The 18535-nt window shown below is 63.5% G+C and carries 18 protein-coding genes; 10 read left to right on the top strand and 8 right to left on the bottom strand.

The window, feature by feature from the left end; translation table 11 throughout:
* Positions 1–78 precede the first annotated feature (78 nt).
* A complete protein-coding gene (locus AC19YT_RS05580; protein WP_095109061.1) occupies positions 79–1941 on the top strand; it encodes a DUF3857 domain-containing transglutaminase family protein in 1863 nt (620 codons plus the stop codon).
* Between the two features lie 128 nt (positions 1942–2069).
* On the opposite strand, the gene AC19YT_RS05575 is transcribed toward AC19YT_RS05580, so the two are convergent.
* The gene (locus AC19YT_RS05575; protein ID WP_500609904.1) at positions 2070–3236 is read right to left on the bottom strand and encodes an MFS transporter; all 1167 of its coding nucleotides are present in this window, start codon (positions 3234–3236) and stop codon (positions 2070–2072) included.
* 199 nt (positions 3237–3435) lie between these two features.
* Between AC19YT_RS05575 and AC19YT_RS05570 the strand changes: the two genes are divergently transcribed.
* Both AC19YT_RS05570 and AC19YT_RS05565 read left to right on the top strand, forming a co-directional pair.
* Positions 3436–4275, top strand: coding sequence for an EamA family transporter (locus AC19YT_RS05570; protein WP_095109059.1), 840 nt, complete (start codon positions 3436–3438; stop codon positions 4273–4275).
* Between the two features lie 37 nt (positions 4276–4312).
* A complete protein-coding gene (locus AC19YT_RS05565) occupies positions 4313–4696 on the top strand; it encodes an MAPEG family protein (RefSeq protein ID WP_095109058.1) in 384 nt (127 codons plus the stop codon).
* A gap of 62 nt (positions 4697–4758) precedes the next feature.
* On the opposite strand, the gene mltA is transcribed toward AC19YT_RS05565, so the two are convergent.
* Positions 4759–5925 (bottom strand): murein transglycosylase A, encoded by a 1167-nt coding sequence (mltA, locus tag AC19YT_RS05560; RefSeq protein WP_500609903.1) that lies wholly within the window; start codon positions 5923–5925, stop codon positions 4759–4761.
* A gap of 128 nt (positions 5926–6053) precedes the next feature.
* Between mltA and AC19YT_RS05555 the strand changes: the two genes are divergently transcribed.
* The gene (locus tag AC19YT_RS05555) at positions 6054–6503 is read left to right on the top strand and encodes a c-type cytochrome (protein ID WP_095109056.1); all 450 of its coding nucleotides are present in this window, start codon (positions 6054–6056) and stop codon (positions 6501–6503) included.
* A gap of 48 nt (positions 6504–6551) precedes the next feature.
* On the opposite strand, the gene AC19YT_RS05550 is transcribed toward AC19YT_RS05555, so the two are convergent.
* The 5 genes from AC19YT_RS05550 to AC19YT_RS05530 form a co-directional block, all read right to left on the bottom strand.
* Positions 6552–6944: a DUF1090 domain-containing protein gene (locus AC19YT_RS05550; protein ID WP_095109055.1), complete on the bottom strand. Its 393-nt coding sequence runs from the start codon at positions 6942–6944 to the stop codon at positions 6552–6554.
* Between the two features lie 81 nt (positions 6945–7025).
* Complete coding sequence (ligB, locus tag AC19YT_RS05545) at positions 7026–8708, bottom strand: NAD-dependent DNA ligase LigB (RefSeq protein WP_500609902.1); 1683 nt, start codon at positions 8706–8708, stop codon at positions 7026–7028.
* Between the two features lie 101 nt (positions 8709–8809).
* Positions 8810–9166 carry a DUF1090 family protein gene (locus tag AC19YT_RS05540; RefSeq protein WP_095109053.1) on the bottom strand — a complete coding sequence of 119 codons (357 nt, stop codon included), beginning with the start codon at positions 9164–9166 and terminating at the stop codon, positions 8810–8812.
* 197 nt (positions 9167–9363) lie between these two features.
* Positions 9364–10554: a methionine adenosyltransferase gene (gene metK / locus AC19YT_RS05535; RefSeq protein ID WP_095109052.1), complete on the bottom strand. Its 1191-nt coding sequence runs from the start codon at positions 10552–10554 to the stop codon at positions 9364–9366.
* 19 nt (positions 10555–10573) lie between these two features.
* Complete coding sequence (locus AC19YT_RS05530; protein WP_095109051.1) at positions 10574–11569, bottom strand: ArsR/SmtB family transcription factor; 996 nt, start codon at positions 11567–11569, stop codon at positions 10574–10576.
* A gap of 261 nt (positions 11570–11830) precedes the next feature.
* On the opposite strand from AC19YT_RS05530, the gene tkt reads away from it, so the two are divergent.
* The 6 genes from tkt to fba all read left to right on the top strand — a co-directional run bounded on the left by tkt (position 11831) and on the right by fba (position 18096).
* A complete protein-coding gene (gene tkt, locus AC19YT_RS05525; RefSeq protein ID WP_095109050.1) occupies positions 11831–13828 on the top strand; it encodes a transketolase in 1998 nt (665 codons plus the stop codon).
* Positions 13829–13983: 155 nt separating this feature from the next.
* Complete coding sequence (gene epd, locus AC19YT_RS05520; RefSeq protein WP_500609901.1) at positions 13984–15039, top strand: erythrose-4-phosphate dehydrogenase; 1056 nt, start codon at positions 13984–13986, stop codon at positions 15037–15039.
* A gap of 17 nt (positions 15040–15056) precedes the next feature.
* Positions 15057–16220, top strand: a complete 1164-nt coding sequence (locus AC19YT_RS05515) for a phosphoglycerate kinase (RefSeq protein ID WP_095109048.1) — start codon at positions 15057–15059, stop codon at positions 16218–16220.
* Between the two features lie 32 nt (positions 16221–16252).
* Positions 16253–16477, top strand: coding sequence for a hypothetical protein (locus tag AC19YT_RS05510; RefSeq protein WP_095109047.1), 225 nt, complete (start codon positions 16253–16255; stop codon positions 16475–16477).
* 35 nt (positions 16478–16512) lie between these two features.
* Positions 16513–16842 carry an MliC family protein gene (locus tag AC19YT_RS05505; protein WP_095109046.1) on the top strand — a complete coding sequence of 110 codons (330 nt, stop codon included), beginning with the start codon at positions 16513–16515 and terminating at the stop codon, positions 16840–16842.
* Between the two features lie 189 nt (positions 16843–17031).
* Positions 17032–18096, top strand: coding sequence for a class II fructose-bisphosphate aldolase (gene fba / locus AC19YT_RS05500; RefSeq protein ID WP_095109045.1), 1065 nt, complete (start codon positions 17032–17034; stop codon positions 18094–18096).
* A gap of 46 nt (positions 18097–18142) precedes the next feature.
* Here fba and AC19YT_RS05495 read toward each other — a convergent pair whose 3' ends face one another.
* Positions 18143–18463 (bottom strand): hypothetical protein, encoded by a 321-nt coding sequence (locus tag AC19YT_RS05495; RefSeq protein WP_500609900.1) that lies wholly within the window; start codon positions 18461–18463, stop codon positions 18143–18145.
* Positions 18464–18535 lie beyond the last annotated feature (72 nt).

Genomic DNA, 18535 nt, shown 5'->3' with positions numbered 1-18535 from the left:
TTTTCGGTGATGGGTAAATGATGGCCAGCTTCATGCTGTATATTGCGAACGTTTCCCATTTAGAGAAGACGGACCTTTATGCAGTTTTCAGCTTTTTCCCCGGCGCGCCTTTTCGCCGCGTTGGTCGTCCTGGCCCTGAGCCTGGGCACGGCCCACGCCCGCGATGACGGCACCGACCGCTCGGTGACCATCGAGAAAGAAACCCAGAGCAACGTGATTAATGCCGACGGCAGCTTTGTGGTCAGCGCCGAAACCGTACTGCTCATCAACGAAGAGCGAGCGATCAAGGAACAGGCGCAACGGTCGCTGAGCTACAACCGCACCCTGGAAACCCTCGACGTGGTGCAGGCGTACACGCAAAAACCCGACGGGCGCAAAGTGCCGGTGCTGGCCGAGCAGATCAAGGAGCAGCAGGAGCAGGCTTCTTCCGGCGCGCCGATGTTCCAGGACACCCGGGTCAAAGTGGTGATCTTCCCCGAAGTGGCGGTGGGCGATCGCCTGGTGTTGCAGTACAAGAAAAACCGCACCACGGCACTGTTCCCGGGCCAGTTTGAAGACCTGTCGTTCCCAGCCTTCCACCCCACCCAAGCGTTCAGCCTGATCTACGACCTGCCGGCGGATATGCCGCTGCACGCCGATGCCCGCGGCTTTACCGCGTCCACGCCTGCGGCGGCGCCGGGGCGCAAGGTCTATCGCTGGGACTATGTGCCCGCCGACAAGGCGCGCATCGAGCAGGGCGCGGTGTCGTACCTCGACTACGGCCAGTTCCTGGCGGTATCCACCTTCAGTGACTTCGCTGCGTTCGCCAAGGCCTACGACGCGCGGGCCAAGGTCGAGCAGACCGCCGAGATCCGCGAACTGGCCGCCTCCCTCACCGCCAAGCTGGATAGCCCCCGCGCCAAGGCCCTGGCCCTGAGCGACTGGGTGCGCAAGAACATCCGCTACGTTGCCGTGTACATGGGCGCTGGCGGTGTGGTGCCGCATTCGGCCAAGACCATCCTGGCCAATCGCTATGGCGACTGCAAAGACCACGTCGCTTTGCTCGAAGCCTTGCTGGCCGCGGCCGGTATCGACAGTACGCCGGCCCTGGTCAACCTGGGCAACGCCTACACCTTGGCCAAGGTGCCGACCCTGGGCGTGCTCAACCACGCCATCACCTACGTGCCGAGCCTGGACCTGTACCTGGACTCCACCGCCGAAGGCATCTCGGCAGGCTTTTTGCCGGCGCCGGTGCTGGACAAAACCGTGGTGCTGAGCAAAAGCGGCACCCTGGGCCACACCCCCGCGACCCAGGATGGCCTGGTGCAAAACACCACGGTGTTCAAGGTTACGTCCACGGGGGCGGCGGATTTCACCCACGCCTCCAACGTCAATGGCTGGGCGGCGGAACTGAACCGTTTTGGCATCAAGTCGATGAAACCGGCTGACCGCGACCTGCTGATCCAGCAAATCCTCGCCTCCTACGGCCAAAGCGCCAGCGGCAAGCTCGACGCCGGCAACCTCGAAGGCACCGCCAACAGCTACGAAATCAAGATGGCCGGGCGTACCGAAAACCTGGTCACCCTGCCCGGGCCCATCGGCGTGCCGACCCTGAGCAGCTTTGCCGGCGGCATCGCGCAGAACGTGTTTGGTTTCATCATGGAACCCGAGCGTACCCAGGCTTTCGGTTGCATTGGCGGGGTGACCGAGGAGCAGGCGCGTTTTGAGTTCCCCAAGGAAGTCAGCGTCCTCGCCGCGCCAAAACCGGTGAGCCTGCGCACCGCCAGTTTCGACTACAGCGCCACCTACACCCGTGAGGCCAACGCCGTGGTGGTCAAGCGCCGCTTCGCCTTCACCCACCCCAGTGCGGTGTGCAGCGCCGAGGACTTCAAAGCCATGAAGCCGACGGTGGACGCGATGGTCAACGACCTCAAGAGCCAGATCATCGTCCAGACGCTGTAGGGCGATTTGCTGGTTGAGGTAGGCCTGCGAACAGCCCTTGTGGGAGCGAGCCTGCTCGCGATAGCGCCGTGTCAGTCACCCGATATCGACGGGCAGGCTCGTTCCCACAGAAGGTTTTGGCTCGGCAGTCAGCCGGCCGCCGCCACCCGCTCGGCGCCGCGCTGGCGGTAGATAAAGTACAACGCCGCCAGCACGGTCAAGCCGCTGACCAGGACGCCGGTCCACGGCAGGTCGGCCAGGTCGGCGCCGCTGGCCACCACCAGGCCGCCAATCCAGGCACCCGCCGCATTGCCCAGGTTGAAGGCGCTTTGGTTCAGGGTCGAGCCCAGGTTTGGGGCTTCGTGGGCCTGGTCGATGATGAGCAGTTGCAGGATCGGGCACAGGGCGAAGGCAAAAATCCCCCACAGCACCAGGGTGATGGCCGCCGGGATCAGCGATTGGCTGGTCTGGGTGAATGCCGCCAATACCAGCACCACCGCCAGCGCCATGCCCACCAGAGACGGCAGCAAGCGGCTGTCGGCCAGGCGCCCGCCGAGCATGCTGCCCGCCGTCAGGCCGACGCCGAACAACAGCAGCATGACGGTCACGCCGTGGGGGCTGACGCCGGTGATGTCTTGCAGGATCGGCGCGATGTAGGTGAACACGCTGAACAGGCTGGTGGACGCCAGCACGCTCATGCCCAACGCCAGCAGCACGTTGACCTTGCCCAGCACCTTGAACTCAGTGGCCAGGTTGGCTTTGTCCAGAGTGATGGCACGGGGTAGCCAGCGCCATTGGGCGAGGGCGGCGATCACGCCGATTACCGCCACCGCCCAAAACGTCGAGCGCCACCCGGCGTACTGGCCCAGCGCCGTGCCCAGCGGCACGCCGAGCACATTGGCCAGGGTCAGGCCAGTGAACATCAGGGCAATCGCCTGGGCTCGCTTGTTCGGCGCCACCAGGCCTGCGGCCACCACCGAGCCAATGCCGAAAAACGCCCCGTGGCACAGCGCCGTGACCACCCGCGCGGCCATCAGCGTGGCGTAGTTCGGCGCCAGGGCGCAGAGGATATTGCCCAGGATGAACATCAGGGTCATGCCCAGGAGCGTGGCTTTGCGCGGCATGTTGGCGGTGCCGATGGCCAGGATCGGCGCGCCGAACACCACGCCCAGGGCGTAGCCGGTAATCAGCAGGCCCGCATCGGGGATGCTCACCCCCAGGTCGCGGGCGACGTCGGGCAGCAGGCCCATGATGACGAATTCAGTCGTACCGATGCCGAAAGCGGCAACGGCCAGTGCAAGCAAAGCAAGTGGCATGCGCAAGGTCTCTGTCTGTAGTCTTGACGCTTTAATCAGGCATACGCCGGCCAGCTCCGGTTCGCGCGGGGCGCGGCGGTGGCGGGCCTTTATTGGAATGGGTGTGTGCGCAACTGAATGGGGCGTGGCGGTGGCCAGTATAAACAGGGCTGCTGAAACGTGGTGAAACGATTCTGCAAAACCGGACAAGGAGCACACCGTGCTGGCAACCACCCTGGTATTGGTCGCCGCGCTGCTGCATGCAGCCTGGAACACCCTGATTAAATTCAGCGCCGAACGCTTGCTGGTGATCGCCTGCATGGACAGCGTGGCCATGCTGTTCGTGGCGCTTATGTTCGCCTTCGGCGCCGTGGACTGGCCGCCGGCCGAACTGTGGCCGTGGATCTTCGCCTCGGCGGCCCTTGAGCTGCTGTATCGCTATTTGCTGATCCAGGCCTACCGCGTCGGCGACCTGGGGCTGGTCTACCCGCTGATGCGCGGTTTGTCGCCCCTGGTGGTGCTGGCCCTGACCCTGTTCTTTGCTGGCGAAGTGCTGACAACCCAGCAGATCATCGGCATCCTCCTGATCCCCCTCGGCATGCTCTGCCTGCTGTGGCAGGGCGGTGGCGGGGAGCGCTTGCCCTGGTCGATGCTGCCGGTGGTGGCGCTGATCGGCCTGTGCATCGGTGGCTACACCTACATCGACGGCCAGGCGTTGCGCCGCTGGTCCCACCCGCTCGATTACCTGGTGTGGGTGACACTGCTCAGTGCCTGGCCCTATCCGGTGCTGGCGCTGGTGGCCAAGCGGGCGGCGTTCACCCTGTTTTGGCGCGAGCAATGGCGGCTGGGTTTGAGCGTGGGGTTCTGCGTGCTGTTGAGCTATGCCCTGGTGTTGTGGGCGATGCAGCTAGGCTCGATTGCCGAGGCGGCGGCGCTGAGGGAGATCAGTGTAATTTTGGTGGTGCTGTTCGGTATGCGCTACCTCAAAGAACCTTTCGGCCGGCCGCGGCTCTTAGCGTGTGGGCTGGTGTTGATTGGCCTGTTGGTGATGAAGCTCTAAACCGGATCTAAACAAAAACTAAACAAGGGTATGTGTGATGACTGTGGCTTTTTGGTGTGTGCTGATTGCGATTTTCCTGCCCTACCTGGGTACGGCCGTGGCCAAGGTCAGCGGCAAGTATGGCCTGCGGGACAACCATGACCCCCGGGCCTTCATGGGCAAGGCGCAAGGGCTGGGCAAACGCGCCCACAACGCCGAACTCAACAGCTTTGAAATCACCCCGGCCTTCGCCGCCGCCGTGATAATCGCCCACCTCGCCGGCAACGCCGACCTGGTGACGATCAACGTGCTGGCGGTGCTGTTCATCACCACGCGCCTGCTGTTCCTGATCTGCTACCTGGCCGACTGGGCGACCCTGCGCTCGCTGATGTGGTTCGTGAACATGGGGCTGGTGGCGAGTTTCTTTTTCGTCTCGATGTGAGGCGGGCGGGTAAGCGGAGCGCAGCCCGGCCCGCTCCCCCACAAGCCTGCTCTCACAAAACCTCAAGGCTTTTGCGGCACATCCGGTAACGCGAGGCCCTTGGGCCAGAGCATCCAGATCTGCCCTTGCTGCTTCATGTCGCCGGCCAGGTGCCCGGCGGCGTCGCCTGTGCCCCAGAACAGGTCGGCGCGCACTTCGCCGGTGATGGCGCCACCGGTGTCCTGGGCCGCGACCGGGCGTACCAGCGCGGTGCCGTCGGGGCGGGTGGTGGACAGCCACAACAGGCTGCCCAGCGGGATCACCTTACGGTCCACTGCCACGCTGTAGCCGGAGGTCAGCGGTACGTTCAACGAGCCGCGCGGGCCCTCGTTGCTGTCCGGGTTGCGGTTGAAGAACACATAACTGGGGTTGCTCGCCAGCAGCTCGGGGATGCGCGTTGGGTTGGCCTTGGCCCAGGCACTGATGGTGCCCATGGTGACCTCCTCCTTTTTCAACTCGCCCTGTTCCACCAGCCAACGGCCGATGGGCCGGTACGGGTGGCCGTTCTGGTCGGCGTAGCCGATGCGCAGTTGCCGGCCATCTTCGAGTTGCACCCGGCCCGAGCCCTGGATTTGCAGGAATTGCAGGTCCATCGGGTCGGTCAGCCAGGCGATCACCGGCGCTTTCACACCCTTGGCCTCGATGCTGGCGGAGTCGTCGTAGGGCTTGAGCACCCGCCCTTCGAGCCGGCCGCGCAGGCGTTTGCCCTTGAGTTCGGGGTAGAGGCTGTCCAGCGCGACCACGATCATGTCCTCGGGCACGCCGTAAACGGGCACGTGGGCGCTGTCGGTGCGGGTCAGGCTGCCGGGGTAGACCGGTTCGTAGTAGCCGGTAATCAGGCCTTTGTCGCTGCCCTCGCCGGAGCGCAGGCCATAGACCTGCAAATGCTCCTTGAGGAAGGCGCGGATGGCCGCCGGGGTCTGGGGCAGGTCGGCGGCCGCCAGGCAGGTGCCGCCCCACACCGGGTCGGCCTTGAGACGGGTGCAAGCACTGCGCCAGGCACCGAAGCCGGCCAGCAGGTCGTTATCGGCCACGGCGGGCAGGGCATCCCAGGAGGCACTAGCGTAGGTGGCGAGGGCGTGGGGCTCAGGTTGGGTGCTGTCGCCGCCGTTGCAGCCGGCCAGCAGCGCCGCCAGCAGGGGCAGCGTCCAGGCCAGGCGACGGTGCCTGCGGTTGAATCTTGGGTTCATGCACGATGTCCTTGGCAGGTTGGGCGCAGGCATCAGGCCTGCGGGCAACCCTCATTGTTAATAGGGCTATTGGTCTTTGCGGGCGAGGCGAGGATACTGGCCGCCGTTTTCCGTGACCTGAAGCCACCATGACTCTTAAACGAATTTCCGTTGTATTGCTGGCCTGCCTGGCCCTGGCCGCCTGTGGCGGTGTCGATCCGAACTCGCCTTTGGGCCAGCGCAAGGCCATCTTCAAGCAGATGCTCAAGACCGGCGAAGACCTGGGCGGCATGCTACGTGGGCGCATTCCTTTTGACGGCCAGCGGTTTGCCGACGGCGCGGTGAAACTCGACGCCTTGGCCCACGAGCCGTGGAAGCACTTCCCGCAGGTGCGTGAGCAAGATCACACCAGTGCCACGGACGACGTCTGGAAAAAACAGGCGCGCTTCCAGGAAATCGCCCGCGAACTGGAAGCGGCCACCGGCCAATTGGTGATCGCCAGCAAGATCCAGCCCTACAAGGTCAGCAACCTGGCACCGGCGGTGCAACGGGTCGAAGACGCGTGCAGCGCGTGCCATAAGGAATTCCGCGATCATTGAGTGCTGCCCGTAGCAAGTGGGCAAGCCCGCTTGCTACGGGGCGGCGGTTTATTTATCCAGCTCTTCCACCGCTTCTTGCAGTTCCTTACGTGACTTGGCCAGTTTGTCCTTGAGCTTGTTGATCTTCTCCGGGTCGCCCTTCTTCATCGCCTTGTCCAGGTCGCCCTGACGGCGACTGACTTCGTGCTTGGCTTCCAGCACTTTGTTTTCCCGTTCCTTTTTCAGCGAGGCGTCGGTGCAGTGGGCGGTCACTTCGCTCAGGGCTTTTTCCAGGCCGGCGAGCTGGTCGCTGTTGCCGTGGGCCTTGGCGTGTTCGATCTGGGTGGCGATGGACTGGCGCTTGGCGGCGCAGCCCGTGAGTTCCTGGGCGGGTTCAGCGGCCAGCAGCGGGGTGGACAGGCTGCAAAGCGTGATAAGGGCGAGCGGTGCAAGAAATTTCATAAAAGCTCCGTACAAAAAATAGTCTGGTCGTCTGCCAATGGCGATTGGAGCCGGTTGGCGGATGCGGGTTCAATCCGGCGTCTAGAAGCCTTCAACGCCGGCCATACGTAAATGTTCGGCCAGGGCCAGGACCTGCGGGTCGCGAAAAAAAGCGCTCAGTTGCGCCGCGCGCCCCGGGCCGATGCCTGGCTCGGCCTGCCACTGTTCGGCCTCGCGGCTGGCCAGGGCCTGCCATTGCCGGGGCAGGTTGGCGCCAGCGGTCGGCGGCATGCCCAAAGCCTTGAGCCATCGTTCGAACGGGCGTTGCCGGGCACTGTGGAAACTGTTGAGCAGGCGCGTGCTGCTACGTGCGCCGAAGCCGGCAATGTTAGCAAGCTCTTGGGCGTCGAGGGTCAACCAATCGAGCAGGTGGCCGATTCGCCCGGCCGCCAGCAATTTCTCCCAAGTCCCCGGGCCGACATGCGCCAGGCCCAAGCCTTGTTTGCCACTGAGCCAGGTCAAGCGAGCCAGGAACTGGCTTTCGCACCCCGCGCTGGGTTGCCAGCAGCTGAGGGCGTGGAAGGCCTGCGGGTCGGGCACCGGCAGGGCTAGCCGTTGCGGGTTGCGCCACAGCACGTTGTCCAGGCGCGGGATGGTCAGCCCCGCCAGGCTGATGGCCACATGGTCGCCGGGGCGGATGTCCAGGGCTTGCCAGCGCGCGAGGGAGCCGGCGCTGACCCGTTTGATCTGGCGGTCGTCGAGCAGCACTGGGGTCAGTTCCAGCACCGGGGTGATGCGCCCGGTGCGCCCGACCTTGAAGTTGACCTTACGCACTTCGGCCAGGGCCTGGGCGAAGGGGTACTTCCAGGCCACGCCCCAGAACGGGCTGCTGGCCTGCCAGCGCTCGGCGGGCGGGCGACGGCTCTGGCGCAGCACCACGCCATCGCTGGCGAAGGGCAAGGCTGTGCGATACCAATGCTCGCGCCATTGCCGGGCCTGGGCAAAATCCTTGATGGGTTGGCTGTATTCGACGCTATCGGTGAAACCCAGTTGCGCCAGGCCGGCCAAGCGCTCGGGCAGGGTGGCGGGGCCTTGGGGCCAGTCCCAGACAAACAGGCCGATACCGCTGGCCTCGTCGGCGCCCAGGGTTTTGCGCGCCATCAACCCGGCCACGCGGCCGCGGGCGTTGCGGCTGCCGGCCTTGGCCTGCACGTGTGCGTCGAGGCGCCAGTAGAGTTCGCCTTGCAGCAGCAGGTCTATGTCCTTGGGCAGTTGCCGGGGGATGGCCGCAACCTGCAAGGCGTTGGTGGTCCAGTCCTGGCCGGTGTTGCCGTCGCCACGGCTGATGGCCTGCTGGAGCAGGCCCTGGCGGTAGATCAGGGTGACCGCCACGCCATCGACCTTGGGTTGCACCCAGACGTCATCGCGCGGGTGCAACCAGGCGCGCACGGCTTCGGCGTCGTTGAGCTTGTCCAGCCCGGTATGGGCGATGGGGTGCGCCACCGGGCCGCCCGCCGTGCGCAGTGGGTGGGCGGGAATGTCGGCGGGGGCGGGGAAGCAGCGACGCCATTGGTCGAGGCGGATGCGGCTCTGGTCGTAGAGTTCGTCGGCTACCAGCGCCTGGCCCTGGCGGTGGTAGCTGTCGTCCCAGTGGGCGATTTGCGTTTGCAGGGCGCCGATCTGTTCCCGGGCCTGTTGGGGCGTCCAGGACGGGCAGTCGGCAAGGGCTGGCAGGCAAAAAAAGGCGAGCGCCAGGCTGGCGCAAAACCGCAGGGGGCGAGGCATGGTGAGCATCCTTGCTCGGCTTGGGGGAGCCTGAAGCCTAGACCCGTCGCCCACAAAAAAGCCCCGCACGGGGCGGGGCTTTTTTTGCAGCGTATGTCGGCTTACTTCAGCAGGCCGCCGAGGGCGCTAACGCCGCTCTTGTCAGCTTTGGCCTGGGTTTCTTGCGTGACGCCGTCAACCTTCTGGTTGGCTTCTGCGGTCTTGTCGCCGACCACTTTGCAGCCTTTGTTGGCTTGCTCCAGGGCAGCCTTGTAACCGGCGGCCTTAAGGGTGTTGCCGCTGGCTTCGGCTTCGTCGAACTTGGCTTGCAGTTCGGCGGTTTTCTCTTTGCAGTTGCCGTCGGCAACGCCGATGTGGCCGGTCACTTTCGAGGTCAGCGAGCCCAGGTCCACGGCTTGTGCAGGCAGGGAGAACAGCGCGAACAGGGCAGCAGCAGGAGCGAGCAAGGAAATACGCATGAAAAACCTCAATGTTCGATCGCGCGCGCACAAATGATCTCGGATAAGCGCGTCGCAATATCCAAATGGAATAAGGATCCGAGTTGGCGCGGATTCTATTGGGCCATCATTGGGCCTGCAAGTGAGACATGTCGTTTAGCCATTAAAAAACCCCGCGCGGCATGCCGGGCGGGGTTTTCGGTGCAGCGAAACGGCGTTTACAGGCCGGCGGCGGTGCGCAGGTCGTTGGCGCGGTCGGTTTTTTCCCAGGTGAAGGTGGTGAAGGTGTCTTCGCCCACGGTCTTTTGCTCCGGGGTGCGGCCGAAGTGGCCGTAGGCCGCGGTCGCCTGGTACATCGGGTGCAGCAGGTCGAGCATCTTGGTGATCGCGTAGGGGCGCAGGTCGAACACTTCGCGCACCAGTTTGATGATCTTGTCATCGCTGATCTTGCCGGTGCCGAAGGTGTTCAGCGAGATCGAGGTCGGTTGCGCCACGCCAATGGCGTAGGACACCTGGATCTCACAGCGCTCGGCCAGGCCGGCGGCGACGATGTTCTTGGCCACGTAGCGACCGGCGTAGGCTGCCGAGCGGTCTACCTTGGATGGGTCTTTGCCGGAGAACGCGCCGCCGCCGTGGCGGGCCATGCCGCCGTAGGTGTCGACGATGATCTTGCGCCCGGTCAGGCCGCAGTCGCCCACCGGGCCGCCGATGATGAACTGGCCGGTAGGGTTGATGTGGAACTGGGTGTCTTTGTGCAGCAGTTCGGCTGGCAGCACGTGCTTGACGATCAGTTCCATCACGCCTTCGCGCAGGTCTTTGTAGGAAACTTCCGGGTTGTGCTGGGTCGACAGCACCACCGCGTCAATGCCCACCACCTTGCCGCCTTCATAGCGGCAGGTGACCTGGGATTTGGCATCCGGGCGCAACCACGGCAGCAGGCCGGATTTGCGGGCTTCGGCCTGGCGCTGCACCAACTGGTGGGAGAAGGTGATGGGCGCGGGCATCAGCACGTCGGTTTCGTTGCTGGCGTAGCCGAACATCAGGCCCTGGTCGCCCGCGCCCTGGTCTTCCGGCTTGGCGCGATCAACACCCTGGTTGATGTCGGGGGACTGCTTGCCAATGATGTTCATCACGCCGCAGGTCGCGCCGTCGAAGCCGACGTCGGAGCTGGTGTAGCCGATGTCGGTGATGACATCGCGCACGATCTGCTCCAGGTCAACCCAAGCCGAGGTAGTGACTTCGCCGGCGATGATCGCAACGCCCGTTTTCACCAGAGTCTCGCACGCCACACGGGCGAACTTGTCTTCAGCAATGATGGCGTCCAGCACCGCATCAGAAATCTGGTCGGCGATTTTGTCCGGATGCCCTTCAGACACGGACTCGGAGGTGAAAAGGGAGTATTCGCTCATCTCGATGGTTTCCTACTGTTTACCGATGGTGAGTGTCGCCAGCCGGCCGCTGAAAATGGCGGACCTGGATCTGGAAACCATTACGTAAGCCTACATAGAGGCTGTCCCCGGGAACGAGTCCCGCAGCGGTGGCCCAATGGGCCAGATCGTCCTGTTCAAACCCCAACCAAAGATCACCGCAGGCCTCCCTGGCCCAACTTTGGTTGTGACTGCATAACTCTGTCACCAGCAGGCTACCGCCCGGTTGCAGCAGATCGGCCATGCGCTTGAGGGCATCGGCGGGCGCGGCGAAATGGTGTAGCACCATGTTCAGCACCACGCAATCGGCTTGCAGGGCGACGCCGTTCAAGGCGTCGGCCAGTTGCAGGCGCACATTGCCCAACGCCTGGCGCTGGCACACCTGGCGCGCCAGTTCGAGCATCGCCGGGCTGTTCTCCAGTGCGGTGACCTGGCTGAAACGCTGCGCCAGCTCCGGCAGGAAACCGCCGTCGCCGGGGCCGACTTCAATGGCCGTGGCGCCTTCACTGAAGCTCAACTTGTCCAGCAGCGCCAGCACGCTTTCCCGGTACTGGGGCAAGCCGGCGATCAAGTCTTGCTGGGCCCGAAACTTCTCCGCAACCCGTGAGAAAAAATCCTGGCTGGCGGCGGCCCGTTGCCCGTGGACCTGGCCTATCCGCGAGCGCACTTCGGCGGGCAGGGTCAGGTTGTCCACTTCATCGAGCAACGCCGCGTGCAACTTACCCCCCAGCAATTCGGTGTGGGGCAGGGCGCGGCGATAAAAAATCGCATTGCCCTCGCGCCGTGTTGCCACCAGGTCGGCTTGGGCCAGCACCTTCAAGTGGTGGCTCATGCCGGACTGGCCGATGGCGAAGATCTGCGCCAGTTCCAGCACGCCAAACGAGTCGTTGGCCAGCGCGCGCAAAACATTGAGCCGCAACGGATCGCCGCCAGCCTTGCACAAGGCTGCCAGCTCATCGCAATCGTCATGACGAATTGAAGGCACGCGTAAATTCATAAGGCCGGCAGTCTAGTGACGGGCCTGTCGCCCCGCAAGGTCAATATCAAAAAGTTTTGATATTGCTCGATAAATGGCACTCCGGCAGTGCTGGCGGGTTCTACTCAAAGGGTGCGCAATGGTTTCAGCAGGCCCGGGGGCGGTTATCCACAGGAAAAAGTCGCCCCAGCGACTATCTGTGATTGCCCCAGGGCCGCCCCGTGAGGGAAAATGCTCGCCTTTTTTCCGTTTCGTTTTATTCAAACCCCCAGGAGATCAGCGATGCCCAGCCGTCGTGAGCGTGCCAACGCCATTCGTGCCCTCAGCATGGATGCCGTGCAAAAAGCCAACAGCGGCCATCCGGGTGCCCCTATGGGTATGGCGGATATCGCCGAAGTACTTTGGCGTGACTTCCTCAAGCACAACCCGAGCAACCCCTCGTTCGCCGACCGTGACCGCTTCGTGCTGTCCAACGGCCATGGCTCGATGTTGATCTACTCGCTGCTGCACCTGACCGGCTACGACCTGTCGATCGACGACCTCAAGAGCTTCCGCCAACTGCACAGCCGCACCCCGGGCCACCCGGAATTCGGCTACACCCCAGGCGTCGAGACCACCACCGGCCCACTGGGCCAAGGCCTGGCCAACGCCGTGGGCTTTGCCCTGGCGGAAAAAGTGCTGGCGGCGCAGTTCAACCGCCCCGGCCACAACGTTGTCGACCACCACACCTACGTGTTCCTGGGCGATGGCTGCATGATGGAAGGCATTTCCCACGAAGTCAGCTCCCTGGCCGGTACCCTGGGCCTGGGCAAACTGATCGCGTTCTACGATGACAACGGCATCTCCATCGACGGCGAAGTCGAAGGCTGGTTCACCGACGACACCGCCAAGCGTTTCGAGGCCTACAACTGGCAAGTGATCCGCAATGTCGACGGCCACGACCCGGAAGAAATCAAGACCGCCATCGAAACCGCCCGCAAGAGCGAGCAGCCAACGCTGATCTGCTGCAAGACCACCATCGGCTTCGGCTCGCCGAACAAGCAAGGCAAGGAAGACTGCCACGGCGCCCCACTGGGTGACGCGGAAATCGCCCTGACCCGTGAAGCCCTGAAATGGACCCACGGCCCGTTCGAGATCCCGGCCGACATCTACGCCGAGTGGAACGCCAAGGAAGCCGGCCTGGCCGTTGAGGCCGAGTGGGACCAGCGTTTCGCCGCCTACAGCGCCGAATTCCCGGAGCTGGCCAATGAGCTGGTGCGCCGCATGGCGGGCGACCTGCCGGCCGATTTCGCCGAAAAGGCCTCGGCCTACATCGCCGAAGTGGCCGCCAAGGGCGAAACCATTGCCAGCCGCAAGGCCAGCCAGAACACCCTGAACGCCTTTGGCCCGCTGTTGCCTGAGTTCCTCGGCGGTTCGGCCGACCTGGCCGGCTCCAACCTGACCCTGTGGAAAGGCTGCAAAGGCGTTTCGGCGCAAGATGCCAGCGGCAACTACATGTACTACGGTGTGCGCGAGTTCGGCATGAGCGCCATCATGAACGGCGTCGCCTTGCACGGTGGCCTGGTGCCTTACGGCGCGACCTTCCTGATGTTCATGGAATACGCACGCAACGCGGTGCGCATGGCCGCACTGATGAAGCAGCGGGTGATCCACGTCTACACCCACGACTCCATCGGCCTGGGCGAAGACGGCCCGACGCACCAGCCCATCGAGCAACTGGCCAGCCTGCGCTGCACGCCGAACCTCGACACCTGGCGCCCTGCCGACGCCGTGGAATCGGCGGTGGCCTGGAAGTCGGCCATCGAGCGCAAGGACGGCCCGAGCGCGCTGATCTTCTCGCGCCAGAACCTGCAGCACCAAACCCGCGACGCCGGCCAGATCGCCGACATCGCCCGCGGTGGCTATGTATTGAAGGACTGCGCGGGCGAGCCTGAGCTGATCCTGATCGCCACCGGTTCCGAAGTGGGCCTGGCAGTGCAGGCGTTCGACAAGCTGACCGAGCAGGGCCGCAAGGTGCGCGTGGTGTCGATGCCGTGCACCAGCGTGTACGACGCCCAGGACGCCGGCTACAAGCAAGGCGTGCTGCCGTTGCAGGTCAGTGCGCGGATCGCCATCGAAGCGGCCCATGCCGACTACTGGTACAAGTACGTGGGCTTGGAAGGCCGCGTGATCGGCATGACCACCTATGGCGAGTCGGCTCCAGCTCCTGCCTTGTTCGAGGAGTTCGGTTTTACCCTGGAAAATATCCTGGGTCAGGCTGAAGAGCTGCTGGAAGACTGAGGCAGGTTCTGTACTGCCTGTTCTGACGCCATCGCGGGCGAGCCCGCTCCCACAGGGATATGCACCGCCCGCCCCTGTGGGAGCGGGCTCGCCCGCGATAGCGTTGGTCAACACAACGCAACGCTGACTGACTTACATCGGTAATCGAGAACCCCATGCTCCCACCGCGTCCCTACAAAGTTGCACTCAACGGCTATGGCCGCATTGGGCGTTGCGTCTTGCGTGCGTTGTTCGAGCGTGGGGCGGCGGCCGGGTTCGAAATTGTCGCGATCAACGACTTGGCCGACATGGCCAGCATCGAATACCTGACACGCTTCGACTCCACCCACGGGCGTTTTCCCGGTGAGGTAAGGGTCGATGGCGATTGTCTGCACATTAATGGCACCTGCGTGAAAGTCCTGCGCAGTGCCACCCCCGAAGGCATCGATTGGAAGGCCCTGGGCGTCGATCTGGTGCTCGAGTGCTCCGGTGCCTACAACACCCGTGCCGACGGCGAGCGCTTTTTGGCCGCCGGTGCGCCACGGGTGCTGTTCTCCCAGCCGATGGCCAGCGAGGCGGATGTCGACGCCACCATCGTCTACGGCGTCAATCAGGATTGCCTGACCGGCGCCGAGCTGCTGGTGTCCAACGCCTCCTGCACCACCAACTGCGGCGTGCCGCTGTTGCGCCTGCTGGACCAGGCCATCGGCCTGGAGTACGTGTCGATCACCACCATCCACTCGGCGATGAACGACCAACCGGTGATCGACGCCTATCACCACGAAGACCTGCGCCGCACCCGGTCGGCGTTTCAGTCGGTGATCCCGGTGTCCACGGGCCTGGCGCGCGGTATCGAACGCCTGTTGCCGGAACTTGCCGGGCGAATCCAGGCCAAAGCCGTGCGGGTGCCGACGGTGAATGTGTCGTGCCTGGATATCACTCTGCAAACCGTCAGCGACACCGATGCCGGCGAGGTCAACCGTATCCTGCGCGAGGCTGCCACCGTGGGCCCGCTCAAGGGCTTGCTGGCGTACACCGAGCTGCCTCATGCCAGTTGTGATTTCAACCATGACCCCCATTCGGCCATTGTCGATGCCAGCCAGACCCGCGTTTCCGGCCCCAGGCTGGTGAACATCCTGGCCTGGTTCGATAACGAATGGGGTTTTGCCAACCGCATGCTGGACGTTGCAGAGCACTACCTGCACGTCGCTTCCAAACCACCTCAACAGTAATTCAGGAACTGCCCCCCATGACCGTGTTGAAGATGACCGACCTCGATCTGCAAGGTAAGCGCGTACTGATCCGCGAAGACCTCAACGTCCCCGTCAAGGACGGTGTTGTCACCAGCGATGCGCGAATCCTGGCCTCGCTGCCGACCATCAAGCTGGCCCTGGAAAAAGGCGCGGCCGTGATGGTCTGCTCCCACCTGGGTCGCCCGAGCGAAGGTGAGTTCAGCGCCGAAAACAGCCTCAAGCCTGTGGCCGATTACCTGAGCCGCGCCTTGGGCCGTGACGTGCCGTTGGTGGCCGATTACCTGGGCGGCGTCGACGTGAAAGCGGGCGACATCGTGCTGTTCGAGAACGTGCGCTTTAACAAAGGCGAGAAAAAGAACAGCGATGAACTGGCCCAGCAATATGCCGCCCTGTGCGACGTGTTCGTGATGGACGCCTTCGGCACCGCGCACCGTGCCGAGGGTTCGACCCATGGCGTGGCCAAGTTCGCCAAAGTTGCCGCTGCTGGCCCGTTGCTGGCCGCCGAACTGGAAGCCTTGGGTAAAGCCCTGGGCGCCCCGGCCCAGCCGATGGCGGCGATCGTCGCAGGCTCCAAGGTGTCGACCAAGCTCGACGTACTCAACAGCCTGAGCCAGATCTGCAACCAGTTGATCGTCGGCGGCGGCATCGCCAACACCTTCCTGGCCGCGGCCGGGCACCCGGTGGGCAAGTCGCTGTACGAGCCGGACCTGCTGGACACCGCCCGCGCCATCGCCGCCAAGGTCAGCGTGCCGCTGCCGGTGGACGTGGTGGTAGCCAAGGAATTCGCCGAGAGCGCCGTGGCCACCGTCAAGCTGATCGCTGACGTCGCTGAAGACGACATGATCCTGGACATTGGTCCGCAAACCGCGGCCAACTTCGCCGAACTGCTGAAATCCTCCCAGACCATCCTGTGGAACGGCCCGGTCGGCGTGTTCGAGTTCGACCAATTCGGCAACGGCACCAAGGTGCTGGCCCAGGCCATCGCCGACAGCGCCGCGTTCTCAATTGCCGGCGGTGGCGACACCCTGGCGGCCATCGACAAATATGGCGTGGCCGAGCAAATCTCCTACATTTCTACCGGTGGCGGCGCATTCCTCGAATTCGTCGAGGGCAAAGTGCTGCCCGCCGTTGAAGTCCTGGAAAGCCGGGCCAAGGCATAAGGCCCCCGGTGCCCCGGCAAAGGAGTGTTCACATGGTCAAGACATGCGCATTGTTGCTCGCCCTGGGGCTGCTGGCCGGTTGCGCCGGCGCCCAGCAGGCCAAGCGTGAGGAGGCGCAAGCCACCGAGCCCGAAAGCCATTGCTACCAGGCCGATTGGCAAGCCGAGACGGCACCGGTGATTAACAAGCGAGCCGGGACCCAGGCGCTGGACAAATACGACACGCCGGCCAAGGCCAAGGAACGGGGCTGCCCATGACGGGTCAGAACCTCCACGCATCACGAGGAACACCGATGAAAGGTTTTATCGCCCTGGCGGCACTGGCGTTGCTCGCCGGTTGTTCCAGCCTCGGCCTGGGCACAGCGCCAGCGCCGGACAACTGGACCACCTGGACCTGCGACAGCCAGGCCCAAGTGCAGTGGCGCTACACCGACAGCAGCCGCGAGCAGGTAGATGTACGCCTGGGCGGCGACGACCAGGTGCAGCGCCTCAAGCTCGAAGCCAGTGGCTCCGGCGCGCTCTACAGCAACGACAGGCTGGCGTTTCATCAAAAAGGTGACGAGGGCCTGGTTTACTGGGTTGCCACCGACGACTTGATCGGCCGCGGCTGTAAAGCGCCGTAAACGCTTGTGGCCATACCCTGCGGGAGCGGGCAAGCCCGCTCCCGCAGAAGTTATGCACAGCCGTTGAGCATTTCGCACCACCCCATTCGCAGGTCCGGCCTTACCCCCGATCTGCAATCACTTGAATAGCAGCCGCCGCTCCGGCAGGCTTGCACGATTAACGACCCTCGACCGGGAGATACACGAACAATGGCACTTATCAGCATGCGCCAGATGCTGGACCACGCAGCCGAATTCGGCTACGGCGTTCCAGCCTTCAACGTCAACAACCTTGAGCAGATGCGCGCCATCATGGAAGCCGCTGACAAGACTGACTCCCCGGTGATCGTCCAGGCTTCGGCCGGTGCCCGTAAATACGCCGGCGCACCGTTCCTGCGTCACCTGATCCTCGCCGCCATCGAAGAGTTCCCGCACATCCCGGTGTGCATGCACCAGGACCACGGCACCAGCCCTGACGTCTGCCAGCGCTCCATCCAACTGGGCTTCAGCTCGGTGATGATGGACGGCTCCCTGGGCGAAGACGGCAAGACCCCGACCGACTACGACTACAACGTGCGCGTCACCCAGCAAACCGTCGCCCTGGCCCACGCCTGCGGCGTTTCGGTCGAAGGCGAACTGGGTTGCCTGGGCTCGCTGGAAACCGGCATGGCCGGCGAAGAAGACGGCATCGGCGCCGAAGGCGTGCTCGATCACAGCCAGATGCTCACCGACCCGGAAGAAGCCGCTGACTTCGTCAAACGTACCCAGGTCGATGCCCTAGCCATCGCCATCGGCACCAGCCACGGCGCGTACAAGTTCACCAAACCACCGACCGGCGACGTCCTGGCCATCGACCGTATCAAGGAAATCCACAAGCGCATCCCCAACACCCACTTGGTGATGCACGGCTCGTCCTCGGTGCCGCAAGAGTGGCTGGCGATCATCAACGAGTACGGCGGCGACATCAAAGAAACCTACGGCGTACCGGTTGAAGAAATCGTTGAAGGCATCAAACACGGCGTGCGCAAAGTCAACATCGACACCGACCTGCGCTTGGCTTCCACCGGCGCCATGCGTCGCCTGATGGCCACTCATCCGAGCGAGTTCGACCCACGCAAATTCTTCGGCGCCACCGTGACTGCCATGCGTGATGTCTGTATCGCCCGCTACGAAGCGTTCGGCACTGCGGGTAATGCCTCGAAGATCAAGCCGATCTCCCTGGAAGCCATGTACCAGCGGTATTTGAAAGGTGAGTTGAACGCCAAGGTTAACTAAACTTTGCGTATTTATAAAAACCCGCCGCGAGGCGGGTTTTTATTTTCTAGCAAGGGTTAGGCTGCACCAAGGTTATGGTAATGATATTGCAAGTGGTCGTGCCGTTTTGTGCGCCTTCCACACTGCCGGTAAACCGCTCAAGTCCGTCAGCATCAAGTAAGGCGTCGTGGGCGTCGCTTAAGAAACTGCTCAGGCTCTTTGGCGGATTCTTGGCATCAAGTTCGACCGTTATCTTAAGGTTTTTTGTTTCAATCTCTTCGGTGGTTTTGGGGTATGTTTTCGACGCTTCGCGATTCCATATCTTTAATGCTCGGCGGTTGCAGGATCTGAGTGCAACACGGTTATTGAATTGAAGCGGGAGCATCATGCCGCATCACCACGGCTTCTTGCATCACTTCGCCCATCACCTCGATCGGGCATTTGAAGTCGAAGCGTTTGC

It is taken from the genome of Pseudomonas sp. MF08875, assembly GCF_059862525.1.
The sequence above is the reverse complement of the archived record's forward strand: the minus strand, read 5'-3'. Positions and strand labels throughout refer to the sequence as shown.

Bases quoted from the DNA above. Each gene is read 5' to 3' on its own strand.
- AC19YT_RS05580 (WP_095109061.1), top strand. From the start codon at position 79: ATGCAGTTTTCAGCTTTTTCCCCGGCGCGCCTTTTCGCCGCGTTGGTC.
- AC19YT_RS05575 (WP_500609904.1), bottom strand. From the start codon at position 3,236: ATGCCACTTGCTTTGCTTGCACTGGCCGTTGCCGCTTTCGGCATCGGT.
- AC19YT_RS05565 (WP_095109058.1), top strand. From the start codon at position 4,313: ATGACTGTGGCTTTTTGGTGTGTGCTGATTGCGATTTTCCTGCCCTAC.
- mltA (WP_500609903.1), bottom strand. From the start codon at position 5,925: ATGAACCCAAGATTCAACCGCAGGCACCGTCGCCTGGCCTGGACGCTG.
- AC19YT_RS05555 (WP_095109056.1), top strand. From the start codon at position 6,054: ATGACTCTTAAACGAATTTCCGTTGTATTGCTGGCCTGCCTGGCCCTG.
- AC19YT_RS05550 (WP_095109055.1), bottom strand. From the start codon at position 6,944: ATGAAATTTCTTGCACCGCTCGCCCTTATCACGCTTTGCAGCCTGTCC.
- ligB (WP_500609902.1), bottom strand. From the start codon at position 8,708: ATGCCTCGCCCCCTGCGGTTTTGCGCCAGCCTGGCGCTCGCCTTTTTT.
- AC19YT_RS05540 (WP_095109053.1), bottom strand. From the start codon at position 9,166: ATGCGTATTTCCTTGCTCGCTCCTGCTGCTGCCCTGTTCGCGCTGTTC.
- metK (WP_095109052.1), bottom strand. From the start codon at position 10,554: ATGAGCGAATACTCCCTTTTCACCTCCGAGTCCGTGTCTGAAGGGCAT.
- AC19YT_RS05530 (WP_095109051.1), bottom strand. From the start codon at position 11,569: ATGAATTTACGCGTGCCTTCAATTCGTCATGACGATTGCGATGAGCTG.
- tkt (WP_095109050.1), top strand. From the start codon at position 11,831: ATGCCCAGCCGTCGTGAGCGTGCCAACGCCATTCGTGCCCTCAGCATG.
- epd (WP_500609901.1), top strand. From the start codon at position 13,984: ATGCTCCCACCGCGTCCCTACAAAGTTGCACTCAACGGCTATGGCCGC.
- AC19YT_RS05515 (WP_095109048.1), top strand. From the start codon at position 15,057: ATGACCGTGTTGAAGATGACCGACCTCGATCTGCAAGGTAAGCGCGTA.
- AC19YT_RS05510 (WP_095109047.1), top strand. From the start codon at position 16,253: ATGGTCAAGACATGCGCATTGTTGCTCGCCCTGGGGCTGCTGGCCGGT.
- AC19YT_RS05505 (WP_095109046.1), top strand. From the start codon at position 16,513: ATGAAAGGTTTTATCGCCCTGGCGGCACTGGCGTTGCTCGCCGGTTGT.
- fba (WP_095109045.1), top strand. From the start codon at position 17,032: ATGGCACTTATCAGCATGCGCCAGATGCTGGACCACGCAGCCGAATTC.
- AC19YT_RS05495 (WP_500609900.1), bottom strand. From the start codon at position 18,463: ATGATGCTCCCGCTTCAATTCAATAACCGTGTTGCACTCAGATCCTGC.